Origin of the sequence: Stenotrophomonas sp. NLF4-10, from assembly GCF_022359915.1 — a bacterium.
In the GTDB taxonomy this organism is placed as follows: Bacteria; Pseudomonadota; Gammaproteobacteria; order Xanthomonadales; family Xanthomonadaceae; genus Stenotrophomonas; species Stenotrophomonas daejeonensis.
In genome coordinates, this window is sequence record NZ_JAKSEE010000003.1 from 727,997 (window position 1) to 741,486 (window position 13,490).

A 13,490-nucleotide genomic window follows, 5' to 3' on the forward strand; every position below is an offset into this window, starting at 1 on the left:
ACCAAAGAAGCCCGTAGAGGGTATCGTCGGCGTTAATCTGTTCTCTCCACTCGACTATCCCAAGTGCGGTATCACCGCTGCCGGTGAATCTCCCGTGCCTTGTTGGCGGACTCGTTTATCGGCAAGTAAAGAAGCTTCAATTTCAGATGGTGAATACCTGCTTCAACTTGCTACTACGTCCGTGCCGGAATATACGAAGCCTGAGATAGAGGTGACGGTATGGAATGGCGTCGTGCACTCAATTTCGTTGGAAACTTCAATGGGGTTGAATAGAGCTGTAGACCTGCTGTCAGAGAAATACGGACCTGTTAGCCTTCGTGAGCGGTCGGACAACGGCTCGCCGATTGTCAGATGGACCCGTGATAAGGCAGAAGCACTAGTTTTCGCTAACACGCCTTCTTACGGTGAGCACTGGGTGCTTGTTCAATCAAGAGAACTCACGGCGCATAAGAATGAAGAGCGAAGAGCGCGATCCGCTGACGGATTCTGATCCAACTTGATAGGAAGCGCGACGCTACGATGTCGCCAATGCAAAAGCCCACCAATCGGTGGGCTTTTTTGTTGCCGGAGAGAAATTCATGAACGATACCGCCATTGGCACTGCGCGCATCGATGTAACCGTCGACACGTCGCAGTTCGACTCCGCAGTGTCCGCCGCAAAGCGTGCTGTTTCGGACATGTCCACGTCTGCGCAGCAGCAGTACCAGCAACTCTCGGCCGTGGAGAAGCGCCGTGTCGATTCGCTGGTGCGTCAGGCCGACACGCTGAACATGACCAAGGCGCAGCAAGTCGCCTACAACGCCTCGCTTCGCTCCAGTGGTCCGATCCTGGACGAGATCGTGAAGAAGCTCGCCACGGGGGAGGCTGCGGCGAAGAAGGCCGGCAAAGAGCTGAACCAGTACGGCATCAGTGCGGCACAGCAGGCGGCCGCCATGCGAGGCGTACCCGCGCAGATCACCGACATTTTTGTTTCGCTCCAGGGCGGGCAGCGTCCGATGACGGTCCTGCTCCAGCAGGGCGGCCAGTTGAAGGACATGTTCGGCGGAATTACCCCTGCTGTGCGGGCGCTTACCGGGCAGCTACTGGCGATGATAAACCCGGCAACTATTGCTGCCGGCGCGTTGGCGGCTGTCGGGTATGCGTGGTCGAACTACAACAAGGAAGAGGCGGAGTTTCGTGCAGCCCTTCTGACTACCGGCGACTACGCGGGGGTAGCGGCGGGGCAGTTCAATGATTTGGTCGCGGAGATTGATGCGCTGAACGGCGTCACGCGCGGCGGCGCTGTCGCTGCGTTGACGCAGGTGGCAGCAAGCGGTCGATTCGCGGGCGAACAGTTCGATATTGTGGTGAGGTCTGCTGCCCGTATGGAGGCCGCCACTGGGCAGGCCATTGACAAGACGATCTCGAAGTTTGAAGAGATCGCAAAGGCCCCCGTCGATGCGCTGCTCAAACTCAACGAGACCGAGCATTTCCTGACGAAAGCTCAGTTTGAGCGCGTTGCTGCTCTGGAGGACGAAGGGCGGAAGCAAGAAGCTGTAGCGGAGGCTGTTCGCATCTACGGCCGGTATTCTGATGATGTTGCAATAAAGGCGGCCGAAAATCAGTCCATCCTGACCACGATGTGGGACCGGGTGAAGGATTCCGCTTCCGGGGCTGTTGGTGAAGTTGGCCGCTATTTTGACCTGCTATCCAAGCTCGCCGCCATCAAGTCTCCCGAATGGCTCTCCAGTGATTCGGACTCTTGGCTTTCCAAGGTCATCTCCGCTGGCAACATGGGTGGCGTAGGTGTACTGGCGCGGGTCAACAATTGGGCGGAGAACTACTGGGGACTCAAGGCACCGGGCTTGGGACCGTCCTTCCAGGGTGTGACCAGCAGTGTGTCTTCCGGTGATGCCCCGGTTGACTCCGAAGCAGAGAAGAAGGCCCGCGCTGAAAGGAAGAAGGCCGAGGAAGAATGGAATCGCTGGGTAGGCCAGAACCTCAGCAAGCGCGAGAAGCAGCAGGCCGAGGAGGCGCGGATCATTGCGACCGCCAAGGCGCTGGGCAAGTCGCAGGAGGAGGTGGACCAGCAGATCGCGGCATCGCGCAAGCGGTTCGCCGAATCGGAGGCCAAGGGCAGTAAGAAGGCTGATCCGACACAGGCACTGGCCGAGCGCATCCGGCAGCAGATCGCGCTGAACACCGAGCAGCTTGCGGCCGAGGCGAAGCTGACCACCAGCCAGCGACTGCGTGTGGCGGTGGAGCAGGAACTGTTGAACCTTGGCGCCAAGGCCACGCCCGAGCGTAAGGAGGCGATCAATCAGCTGCTCAAGCAACTCGATGCGACCGGGGCGCTGGTAGATGCCAAGGAGAAGGAGGTGCGCGCCACCGAGCAGTTGCAGCGGCTACAGGCGCAGATTCGAGTGTCCGAGGAAAACCGGCTTCGTGCCAACACCCTTGACCTGATGAGCTACGGCCGCGGCGGTGACGCAGTTGACCAACTGCGCCGGCAGTTGGACATCCAGCGCGAATATCAAGATGGTTTGAAGCAACTCCGTGATCGCGGAGTCGCGGAGGATTCCAAGTCGTGGCGCCGGCAGGAGAAGGAGCTGCGCGCCAGCCGTGATCGCATGCTTGACGCCGAGCGGGAGTTCCAGCGGCAGCGGCTTGCGATCATCGGTGACTGGCGCATCGGTGCGAACGCCGCGCTGGAGGACTACCTCGCCGAGACGAAAGACATTGCCAGCCAGTCGCGCGAGTTGTTCGCCAGCGCATTCAGCGGTGCCGAGGACGCCATTGTCCAGTTCGTGAAGACGGGCAAGCTGTCGTTCTCCGACCTGGCCGATTCAATCATCGCCGACCTTGCCCGCATCGCGGCGCGGCAGATGATCGTGGGCGTGTTGGGCAATGCCCTTGGCGGACTGTTCGGCGGCACCACTGCCACGGGAAATGCTCTGGTGAGCAGCGGGACGCAAGGAATCAACGCCGAGTTGATGGGGAAGTTGATCCCGAACGCCAAGGGTGGCGCCTACAACTCGCCGAGCCTGTCGGCCTATTCCGGCGGCGTGTACAGCACCCCGCAGCTGTTCGCCTTTGCCAAGGGTGCTGGCGTGTTCGGCGAGGCGGGGCCGGAGGCGATCATGCCGCTGCGGCGTGGCTCTGATGGGCGGCTGGGTGTATCGGCGACTGGTGGTTCTGCCGGGAACGTAGTGATCAACAACTACACGAGCAGCGAGGTGCGGGCCCGAAAGGAAACGAGCGCGATGCCGGACGGTAGTCAGATGGAGCGGTGGGTGATTGACGTTGTTGCTACGGACACGGCTATGGGCGGGAAAACAGCGCAAGCACAGAAGGGCCGGTTTGACATTGCGGAGCGAATCTAATGGCTGATTTTCCAAGATATGTACACATCCTGACGGATGGGTTTTCGGATTCGTTCGACCCGTCGGTAGAGCGGACTGAAATGGAGCGTGGCGTGCCGAAGCAGCGGTTGGCAAATAGCCAGGTGCTGGTGAAGCTTGGCGCTACCCTATTCTTCCGCTCCGCCGCTGACGTGGCGGCATTTGAGACGTGGTACTTCGACACGATCAAGCGCATCGGCTGGTTCCAGATCAAGCACCCAAGGACGGGTGCGACGATCGCCGCGCGATTCGAGAATGGGAGCATCGGTACGCTCGTCCCCCTCGGTCCGGCTTTCTTCATCGCCAGCCGTAACGTCGTCATGGAGTACCTGCGATGACCACCTTCACCGAGCGTCGCCAGCGCATCACGGACACGGCCGGCACGCTGCTGTTCCTTGAAGTGTCGGCGCCGTCATTCACCGAGACCTTGCGCATCGTCAACGACACGCAGAACTGGACCAGCAACGGCATCGAGTACATCGGCGTGCCGTTCGGCTTCAAGCTGCCGGACGACGTAACGGGCCAGACGCCACGTGCGGTGCTGACGCTGGACAACGTGGGCCGGGGCATCACCGAGGATTTGGAACGGCTGCTGCCGGGCGACGTGGTGATGGCGAAGCTGATGTTGAGCGACCGGGCCGACCCCAACGTGATCGAGCGTGAGTACTACTTGCCGATGACGCAGGTGTCGGTGAACGTGCGCACCGCTTCGGCGCAGTGTGGCTACGACGCGGTGGTGCGCCAGCAGGCCGTGCGGCTGCGCTACAACCCGTTCACCGCGCCGGGGGCGTTCTGATGCGCGGGAGAGATTCTATGGTCACAATTATCCAGAGCAGAACTACCAGCCCAGGGATGCAAGCAATTCCAACTTCCCTGCCTTCTCTGCAGACCTCATGGGATAGGAACGCGCCATTCGAAGATTCTGTTCGGATAGTCCATAACCAAACACCCCATTTCCAGCGTACGACGTCCAACGATGACGCTGTAGCAGCGGTTGCGGAAGACGTCCGAAGTGATCTCGGTGCTGATGAGAAGTTGCGCGGAAGGAAAGTACAGGCCGCCGCTGTATGCGGTACTGGCAACAGTTCCGTGGACGCTGTGGGTTTCGCCGTCGTACAGCCTATGGAGAGAGAGGGAGCGGATGCTCTCAGGGGTGGCATGGTTGGAGTCCGCCCCGGTATCAACCAAGGCAATTCCGTTGCCTTGCGCGGCGATGGTGAAGTCCGTTGGGGCGCACAGAGTCACGTCGAACACGGGGATTGCCATTCGCACGTCATGATCGGGTCCGGATGGGTTGCCGAGATGGTCAACAAACCGGATTGGGACGACTTTGGTCGGCATACGGATCTTCCATGTCCGGATGGGGGGGAGGCGTGAATCTAGCTCAGGTTGAGAGATTCGTCGCCATCCCCTACGACGAGCAGACGTTCGACTGCGCCGATCTGGTGGTGCTGGTCCAGCATGCGCTGTTCGGCCGGTCGGTACAGATGCCGGGCCGGCGCCCGCGCGGCGCGGAGGGGCAGGCAGCGCTGGGCGAGTTGTCGAGGGCCTACGCCCGACGAACGGCCGCGCCACAGGACGGCGATCTCGTCCTGATGATCGACCACGGACAGAAACGCCCCGGCCACGCCGGGGTTTTCTTTTTCTTGGCCCATGAGGGCTGGGTACTCCATACCAACGAGCGCAACTGTTGCAGCGTGCTGCACCGGGTGCGCGACTTGCCCGACTACGGGCTGCGAATTGAGGGGGTGTATCGGTGGGCCTGATGGAACAACTTCCGGTCGAGCCGGGCCGGCTGATCGTGACCCCGCATCCAATGCTGCTGGATGGCCAGCGCAACGTGGTGTGGGAGGCGCGCGCGGGCGAGAGTCTGTACGCGATCCTGCAGCGCAACGTGGCGGAGCTGGACGGGCAGCGGTGGGAGGTGTGCATTGGCGGCCGCGCCGTGGATCGGCATCTATGGCACCACGTCTACCCGAAGCAGGGGCAGGTGATCGAGGTCCGCGGCGGCGTCGGGAAGTCGGCGCTGGCGGTGGTTGCCTTGATCGCGCTGACCTACTTCACGTTCGGTGGCGGTGCCATAGCAGGCTGGAGCATCGGGACATCGACGGCGTTCGGCACGTTCGTGGCACAGACGGCCGTGTATATGGCCGGCAGCATGCTGATCAACAAGGTGCTCGGCCCGAAACCGCCGAAGGCCAGCAGCCAGCAGCAGGATTCGGTGTACTCGATCAGCGGCGCGCGCAATCAGCTGCGAGCCTACGAGCCGATCCCGCTGCTGTTCGGCCGTGTGCGGATTACCCCGGACCTGCTGAGCAAGCCGTACACTTGGTACGAAGGGAACGATCAGTTCCTTGGCCTGCTGCTGTGCGCGGGCGTCAACGTCGGGCGCATCGAGGACCTGTACAACGGCGACACCCTGCTGAGCAGCTACGACGGCGTGCAGGTCTATCACGCCGGTTACAGCGAGATGCCGGACGAGGAAATCCCGCTCTACAGCAACGCCGACACCATCGACGGCGGGCAGTTGCTGGATACCAGCAGTGACCCGAAGCACACCCCGAGCGCATGGATCGAGCGCACCAGTTCCGTGGACACGGTACGGCTGATCGTTGCTCTGGAATACCAGCTCTACGACAAGACCAGCAAGGGCAAGGACAAGAACAACACCGAGCGCGTCGAAATCCAGTACCGGCCGGCGGGCGAGACGAGCTGGCAGGTATTCGGCAGCTACACCCTCAACAGCAGCAAGACCAAGGCATACCGCGTCGGCTACGCCAAGGACGTCGAGCGCGGGCAATACGACGTGCGCGTTCGCACGGCTGGCTTGAACACCAACGGCAGTGGCGCCCAGGCGGCTTTCACGTGGACCACGCTGACCAGCGTGCAGGTCGATGAAGCCGACTACACCGGGTTGGCGCGCAGCGGTGTGCGGATCAAGGCTACCGGCCAGCTCAACGGCACTCCGGACGAAATCCGCGGCGTGGCATTCGCTGCACCGATCCCTGAGTGGGATGGCAGCGCGTGGGTGACGAAGGAAAGCAGCAACCCCGGCGCGCAGTGCGTGGCCTACGCCCGCGGCATCCGTGCCGGCACCCGGCTGCTCGCCGGCATGGCGCTGGACGATGCGCAGATCGATCTGGAGTCGTGGAAGGCGTTCTCGCTGCACTGCGCCGCCAACGGCTACACCTACAACTACTACATCAAGGACGCGCGCAGCCACCTTGACGTGCTGTCCAGCATCGCCCGCGCCGGGTTCGGCGAGATCACGTGGGCGGGCGGCCGGCTGGGCGTCGTGTGGGCGGCGCAGGAACAGCCGTTGTCGGGCGTGGTCAACATGGCCACGATCAAAAAGGGGCAGTTCCAAGTGGACTACACCCTGGTCAACGCGGCAGACGGCATCGAGTATTCGTACTTCGATGCCGAGACGTGGGAGACCAAGACCTTGCGTGTGCCGGCGCCGGGCGTGGAAACAATGCTCAACCCGGCGCAGGTCACGGGCGAGGGAGTTAGCACCGAGCAACACGCCGCCCGGTTGGCGCGCTGGCATCTTGCGCAGTCCCTGTATCAGTACAAGGACATCAGCTACAGCACCGACATTGAGCACCTGAGCTATCAGCGGCTGTCGCTGCTGGCGCTCCAGCACGATATGACGCAGTGGGGCTATGGCGGGCGCGTGCAGGCGGCAGTGAATGCCGCTGGCGTGGTCACGCTGACGCTCGATGAACCCGTGCCGGCGCCAACTACCGGCAATGCCTACATCGGCGTGCGCATCCCCGGCGAGCGGGTATATCGCGTGCTGCGCGTGCAGTCCTTCTCGGGCGAAAGCCGCACGGTGACGCTGGCGGAGCCGTGGCCGAGCGATGCCGCGCTGCCGGGCGCTGTCGCCGACAACCCGGCGCACGACACGCTATGGATCTACGACTTCAAGCAGACTCCGGGCTATCGGGTGCGCGTGACCAGCATCGAGCCGGAAAGCGATTTGAAGGGTGCGGCGGTGCGCGTGGTGCCGGAAGGGCCGGAGTTCTGGGACTACGTGCTCAACGGCCACTATGTGCCGGCGCCGAACCAGTCGCTGCTGCAAACCCGCCCGGTGGCCAGCAACCTGCGCGTGACCGAGCAGCAGGTTGTCCAGGGCAACACCACGTTCACCGAGCTGACCGCCACGTTCGACGTGACCGGCCCGGTCGGCACCACGATTGTCCGCGCTGGCATTGCCGGCGGCGAGCTGCAGGACGTGGCACAGACCGTCACCCGCACCGCGACGTGGCGCATCAACGAGCCGGGCAGCTACACCATCGTGGTGCGGCCGTTCTCGCCCGATGGCGAGGCTGGCATCGCCGTGCAGGCGGTCTATTCCACTGCGGGGGCGGGCGTGCCACCGGTGCTTGTCGATATTTTCAGCGTCGAAGAGCAGAGCGGTGGTGTGCGCCTCTATTCGTGGGGCTGGCTATCCGAGACGATTCAGTCGCCAGACTTTGCCGGCGTCGAGATTCGTTACATCGCAGGCAGCATCGCATCGCCAGATTGGGAGTCGATGACACCGCTGGGGGAGTCGGGCTACTACACCGCGCCGTTCGAGAGCGTGCTACCGGAGGCTGGCGAGTGGACCATCGCTTGCCGCTCGCGCAACACCGGCGGCCAGTTGTCGGAGGACATGCGCACGATCTCGCGCACCTTCGGGCCGAATCTTGGCGAAGTGATCGCCGGGCTTGACCCGGAGAACGTCACCGAGCAGCTGATCGAGTTGCAGCTTGCAATCGAGGCCGAGCGCGTAGCGCGATTTCAGGGTGATGCGCAGGAGGCGCAGGACCGCGCCAACCAGATCGCCGCCGAGGCGCAGGAGCGGCAGACCGAGATCAGCGCGGAACGGGCGGCACGCGAGGCGGCAGTGGCCGCAGAGCGTGCCCGTATCGATGCCATCGACGACGACGAAGTCATATCGCCCGTGGAGAAGCCGCAGCTGCGCATCGACTTCGCCGCGCTGCTGGATGAGCGCGCCGGCATCAATGCCGAGGCCGACTTGTCCGAAGTGGTCGACGAGAAAGCTGCTTACAACGAGGCGTTGGACCGCCTCATTACCTACATGAACACCCTGACCACCCCCACCCGCTGGGATGACACCAGCGGATATACCAACCTGACCTGAGGAATCCAATGAGCGCATCCACTGCTTTTGCCAATGACCTGCTGACCGCCGTATTCACTGACGGCGATTTCGGCGGCACCTACATCGCGCTGCACACGGCCGACACCGGTGCGGCTGGCACGCAATCCACGAACGAGACGGCCTATACCGGCTACGCGCGCGTGCAGGTGGCGCCGCCGGACTGGACCGTGACCGGCGCCGACTTCCAGAACGCGGCCGCAATCGAGTTCCCAGAAGTAACCGGCGCTGCGGGTGACGTGCTCACGCACTTCACCATCGGCAACGGCGCGTCTGGCGCCGGCAAGGTGCTGCTGCGCGGCAAGCTCGCCAACGCGGTTACCGTGGCGGTCGGCCAAGAGCTGCGATTCAAGGCCGGCGATCTGACCGGTGCCGTGTCCACCGCTGCGCCGGTTTGAGGTGACACATGGCTGACGAGACTGCATACAGCATCGGCAGCATGGACGAGGCATCGGCGCTGGCCGATGCTGACATGCTTGAGATCGAGCGCCCGGACGGAGACCCGCCGACGACGCCGAACAGCTGGCTGCGAATCACTGCGGCGAAGATCGCGGCCTACGCACTCGGCAAGATCGTGCAGGGCAGTGGTATGCGGCTGTCGCTCGCTGGCGGTCAGCTCACGCTCGAAAGCGGCGGTGCGGCGTCGGTCGAGATTACCGGCTCCGCGGCCACGCTCGGGCTGTCGAACATGAACCGCTTCAACCGCTGCAACAACGCGACCGCGCAGACGATCACGATCCCTGCACAAGCGGACGTCGAGTGGCCTGACGACATTCAACTGGAAGGCGCGCAGTGGGGCGCGGGCGCAGTGACGTTCGTAGCCGCATCTGGCGTCGATCTGCGCAAGCGATCCAACCGCACGGCGACCACGGACGGGCAGTACGCACCGTGGGGGTTGAAGCGCACCGGCCTCAACGAGTGGCTGCTGTTCGGTGACCTGGGGAGTGCGTGATGTTCAACATCGGCATCATCTCGGGACGCGCGCAGAAGCTGGTAAACCTATACGACTTTGAACACCCGGTTGCTTCCGGAGACACGAATTTCTCCCTCCTCCGGAACGGGAGCGCGTCTTACTACAACGCAGGTAGCAATCCACTCGTGCCAAACATGTGGTGGATTGGCCCAGCGAACTCGGTTGTCGGCGACTCATACCAGGCGCGCTGGACTCTACAGGCGGGTACTGCCCCGAGCGGTCCAACGCAGAACGTTTGGACCAATATTGGCGGCGGGTTCACCATCGTATGGCTTAGCGGCATTCGTAGCCGAATTCAACTTGAGATCCGCGACACCGCAACGCAAACCACCCGCGCGTCCTGCCGGATCTGGCGCGGCCCTTATGCCCCGTGAGGAGTACCGATGGCAATCATCATCGAAGAGAAAACCAACGTAACGATCCGCCGCGAGGTTTATGCGGCGGACATCCGCATTCGTGCAAATCCGGTGGACCAAGCTGCCGGCTCGGTATCGCTGGAACTACAGACGCTGGAGTATCACGACGACGAGTTCGTCCGAATGGACCCTGCTGGCGTTGTCGGTGAGCTGGTGGGCGACTTCGCCGCGCGCAGCTTCGACGTGGGCGGCAAAGAGATCACCGGACTCGAAGTCGTGCAGCTGATCAAGCAGTACGTCGCCGACTTGCACGCGGAGAGGGAGGCGCCCGCCGAATGACCGTGTTCCGCATCCTGCCGAACGGCGCGCGCCGTCGTCTGCCGGGCGGCAGCGTGCGGGCGCTGGGCGCCAACGGCTCGCGCTACTTCGACGTAGCCGGCTCCACGTCGCTCGGTGTCGATACCGGCGGCGCGGCGCTGCCGGTGGTGCCTATGGTCGGCCAGACCTGGCTCTCGTTCGCCCTGGCCGGCTCGCTGACGCAGGCCGGGACCGTGGGCCGCACGGTGTTGTCCATCGGCATTGCGGGCGCACTCTCCGGCAACGTCAACCTGCGCGGCGCGGCGCTGTTGGGGATTGATCTGCTGGGCGTGCTGACGCCGGCCCAGCGCCTGCGCGGCAGCACCGGCATGCAATTCACCGCGGCGGGCTGCTTGCTGCCCAGCGTGCCGATGCGCGGTGCCGCTGGCATCGGGGTCGATGTCATCGGCCAGCTCGCAGTCGCGGCGGTATTGCGCGGGCGCCTCGATCTCGGCATCCGCGTTTCTGGCCTGCTGACGGCCAAGGCCGGACAGAAATGGCGCGACCTGTGGACTGATGTCTACGACAAGCGGCAGACGCTGCTCAACGCCATCGACGCCAATAACCGCAACCTGGCGAAGGAGGCGGGGGTGCTTGCCTCGGCAAACGCCACCGCCATCGTGCAGACGAATACCCGGGTAGAGGCGGTGGAGGGCACGGTGACGGCCGAGGCCCAGCGGGTAACTCTGCTCACTGGCCGGGTAGACAACGTCGAAGGCACGCAGACCGCGCAAGGCACTGCGATCAGCAACCTGCAGACGACCCAGACCAGCCAAGGCAACACGCTCACGTCGCACAGCCAGCAACTGGTGAGCGTGCAGTCGTCCATCACCACGCTCGACGGCCAAGTGATCGCCAACGCCAATGCGACAACTGCGCTGGATTCGCGGGTGTCCGTCAACGAGGCCGGCGTGGCGCAGGCCAAGGCATCGTGGGGCGTGTACCTGACCGCCGGCAACGTCATCAGTGGCGTGCAGTCGATCAACAACGGCGTCATCGCCGAGTTCAACGTGATGGCCCATGTGTTCCGGCTGCTTTCGCCGGCTGGCGCCGACGGCATGGAAATCCAGGACGGGTACATCCGGATCTGGAAGGGGAACAGCCAGACCATCATCGGCAACAACTTCGGCGTCGCCGGGCAGAAGCTGATGCGCTGGTTTGGCCCCAACATCGGCGCGGCGAACTGCACGAAAGCCAATGCGATGATCTGGGAGGATAGCGACGGCAACGCTTACTTCGGCGGGCAGGTGCTGCAGGGCGTGTTGCGGTTTTTCAATAGCACCACGAGTACCAGCAGCTCGGCAAGCGTGGCCACCGGGCAGAACAACTCGAACGGCAAGCCGAAAGCGGTTTCCGCCCGCATGACCTTCGATGCGTTTCAAAGCTACCCGAATCTCACCGGCCAGATCACCCCCGGGTCCGGCGTTACGAGCGCGGTGGTGGTGATCGAACGTCAATATTCTGGAGGCAGTTGGACCGAGCTTGGCCGACGCACGCTGATCGGACAGAGCGACTACGAGCGCTCCGATGCATCGTTCATCTCCTGGACCCTGGACGGCTCCCTGACCGTGACTGATGCGGATGGCAGCACGGCGGCGCGCAGCTACCGTGCCCGTGTCTTGTCGCGAAGCCAGAAGCCCTACTCGGTGACGAATCCGGGCACCACGCCTGCGGTTGTGCTCGCGCAGTATCTGTCGATCGAGAGCATGGAGTAGGGCTTCCCCTACCCGCCGCCCCGGCCTTGACCGACTGCCGGCGCTCGCCAACTGGAGCAGCATGGACATGCCAGCAACGGCGGCGCCGGCTACCAGCCGAGGCCATCCACCCGCCGGGCTGCGTCAGGGATGGCGCAGCTGCTGGCCGATCTCAGTCCGTGCGACATGCGCGGGCGATGATCCTCCCCGGCGCAACTCCCCAAGAGCGCCGCGCCGGCCGCCGCTCCCTCGGCGGTGACGCCCGAAAGGCTCGTCGTGATCGGCTACCTTTGCCCTCCAGATCACGACTTCCCCCATGCGCATTCCTGTCTTCCGTACACCCCGTTCTCTCTCGCTGGTCGCCTCCGATCTGCTGCTACATGGGATCGTTGTCGCTGATGCGATGCGGCCCCATTCGTCGGTTCTGGCCGGCGAGCTACGGCAGGAGTTGGGGATTGACCCCGACGACGAGCAGCATGATTTCCTGCTGCACCTGTCCTGCGCCGTGGAGCCGGTGGGAGAGCATGGATGGGTGGACTATTTCGTCTACAGCCGCGCTTTCCCGCGCGACCCGATGAAGGCGAAGGAGCTGGTCTGCGCTGCGGTTCGCCAGTGGGGCGATGTCGGCAAGCCAGACTACTTCGTCGCCAAGCTGAACCCGTAGTTCTGACGCATTTCGAAGGAACCCCGCCTAGGTGGGGTCGTCGTTTCAGGGCTTGGACTTCTTGGGCTTGGCGGGGGCGGCGGGATGGTAGCACCGGGGGGTAGGGGGTGGCAGAATCCTGATCTCAAGGATTGATACAGGGGGGAGAGATCATGGCGGCGCGCCAGAGCTGGACGTACATGCTGCGAATTCCGGGCGGAAGCCCGGATCGCTTACGAATGGATCGGCTTGGGGAGTACCTCAAGCTGTTCGCTGACCTTCTTGGGGTCGAGAACAAGCCGGTATTCAAGGGCATCAAGAACGCCAGTATTGGGCTCAAGGCCCAAGTCCCGCAAAGGAAGCGGGAAGCGTCATGGAGGCGTATTCAGGAAGCCAAATACAAGCCGGACAGTCGCGCTGCCACACCCATGCGGAAGTTGGAGGCGATGCTCGGCGAAGATTCATTCAGTTCAGCAGAGCTGAAGGATCATGCTGACAACGTAGTAGTGCTTTTCAGGGCAAAGCAGGCCCCACTTATGCAACGCATAACCATCCGACAACAAGGTGAGATTGACGGTGTTGTCACCGGCCTTGTTGGCGCGGATGACACCATGCATCTCCATTTACGAGACGTCCACTCGCGCGACATCAAGTTGATTGTTCGCGACGAGGAGATGGCTCGTGGGCTGCTTGCACAGTTCCGAAAAGGTGTCGTGCGCGTGCATGTGCATGGACACTGGACGCAAACGGAAGATGGCTGGGTCCCAGAGAACAACAAGTGCACGGTCGATGGCTTCACGGTTCTGGATGGGGAGCCGCTTGAGTCGATCATGACAAAGATCGCAATAATTCCAGGGAATGGCTGGCGCGAGTTGGATGATCCCTATGCTTACTGGGCAGATATCAGGGGGATCAATTGA

The 13,490-nt window shown here is 63.0% G+C and carries 13 protein-coding genes; 12 read left to right on the forward strand and 1 reads right to left on the reverse strand.

The annotated features are described in order from the left end of the window. Nucleotides 1-578: 578 nt before the first annotated feature. From MIC98_RS03475 to MIC98_RS03485, 3 genes are read left to right on the forward strand one after another with little or no spacing between them, the layout of a single operon-like run. Complete coding sequence (locus MIC98_RS03475; RefSeq protein ID WP_239735594.1) at nucleotides 579-3,362, forward strand: phage tail tape measure protein; 2,784 nt, start codon at nucleotides 579-581, stop codon at nucleotides 3,360-3,362. Further along, nucleotides 3,362-3,718 carry a hypothetical protein gene (locus tag MIC98_RS03480; protein ID WP_239735596.1) on the forward strand — a complete coding sequence of 119 codons (357 nt, stop codon included), beginning with the start codon at nucleotides 3,362-3,364 and terminating at the stop codon, nucleotides 3,716-3,718. Before MIC98_RS03475 ends, MIC98_RS03480 begins: the two co-directional genes overlap by 1 nt. Next, entirely contained in the window at nucleotides 3,715-4,176 is a 462-nt protein-coding gene (locus MIC98_RS03485) for a DUF1833 family protein (protein WP_239735598.1), read from the forward strand. Before MIC98_RS03480 ends, MIC98_RS03485 begins: the two co-directional genes overlap by 4 nt. 95 nt (nucleotides 4,177-4,271) lie before the next feature. On the opposite strand, the gene MIC98_RS03490 is transcribed toward MIC98_RS03485, so the two are convergent. Beyond that, entirely contained in the window at nucleotides 4,272-4,721 is a 450-nt protein-coding gene (locus tag MIC98_RS03490; protein WP_239735600.1) for a hypothetical protein, read from the reverse strand. 32 nt (nucleotides 4,722-4,753) lie between these two features. Between MIC98_RS03490 and MIC98_RS03495 the strand changes: the two genes are divergently transcribed. The 9 genes from MIC98_RS03495 (at nucleotide 4,754) to MIC98_RS03535 (ending at nucleotide 13,490) form a co-directional block, all read left to right on the forward strand. After that, nucleotides 4,754-5,146 carry a peptidoglycan endopeptidase gene (locus MIC98_RS03495; protein WP_239735602.1) on the forward strand — a complete coding sequence of 131 codons (393 nt, stop codon included), beginning with the start codon at nucleotides 4,754-4,756 and terminating at the stop codon, nucleotides 5,144-5,146. Further along, nucleotides 5,146-8,529, forward strand: a complete 3,384-nt coding sequence (locus MIC98_RS03500; RefSeq protein WP_239735603.1) for a host specificity factor TipJ family phage tail protein — start codon at nucleotides 5,146-5,148, stop codon at nucleotides 8,527-8,529. The genes MIC98_RS03495 and MIC98_RS03500 overlap by 1 nt, the downstream gene beginning before the upstream one ends. An 8-nt stretch (nucleotides 8,530-8,537) precedes the next feature. Beyond that, on the forward strand, nucleotides 8,538-8,945 hold the full coding sequence (locus MIC98_RS03505) for a hypothetical protein (RefSeq protein WP_239735605.1): 408 nt from the start codon (nucleotides 8,538-8,540) through the stop codon (nucleotides 8,943-8,945). An 8-nt stretch (nucleotides 8,946-8,953) separates the two neighbouring features. Then, the gene (locus MIC98_RS03510) at nucleotides 8,954-9,499 is read left to right on the forward strand and encodes a hypothetical protein (protein WP_239735607.1); all 546 of its coding nucleotides are present in this window, start codon (nucleotides 8,954-8,956) and stop codon (nucleotides 9,497-9,499) included. Then, on the forward strand, nucleotides 9,499-9,894 hold the full coding sequence (locus MIC98_RS03515) for a hypothetical protein (RefSeq protein ID WP_239735609.1): 396 nt from the start codon (nucleotides 9,499-9,501) through the stop codon (nucleotides 9,892-9,894). Before MIC98_RS03510 ends, MIC98_RS03515 begins: the two co-directional genes overlap by 1 nt. Before the next feature lie 9 nt (nucleotides 9,895-9,903). Beyond that, nucleotides 9,904-10,215 carry a hypothetical protein gene (locus tag MIC98_RS03520; protein WP_239735611.1) on the forward strand — a complete coding sequence of 104 codons (312 nt, stop codon included), beginning with the start codon at nucleotides 9,904-9,906 and terminating at the stop codon, nucleotides 10,213-10,215. Beyond that, on the forward strand, nucleotides 10,212-11,948 hold the full coding sequence (locus tag MIC98_RS03525; RefSeq protein WP_239735613.1) for a hypothetical protein: 1,737 nt from the start codon (nucleotides 10,212-10,214) through the stop codon (nucleotides 11,946-11,948). Before MIC98_RS03520 ends, MIC98_RS03525 begins: the two co-directional genes overlap by 4 nt. Before the next feature lie 295 nt (nucleotides 11,949-12,243). Beyond that, nucleotides 12,244-12,591: a hypothetical protein gene (locus MIC98_RS03530; protein ID WP_239735615.1), complete on the forward strand. Its 348-nt coding sequence runs from the start codon at nucleotides 12,244-12,246 to the stop codon at nucleotides 12,589-12,591. Between the two features lie 152 nt (nucleotides 12,592-12,743). Continuing rightward, nucleotides 12,744-13,490: a hypothetical protein gene (locus MIC98_RS03535; RefSeq protein WP_239735617.1), complete on the forward strand. Its 747-nt coding sequence runs from the start codon at nucleotides 12,744-12,746 to the stop codon at nucleotides 13,488-13,490.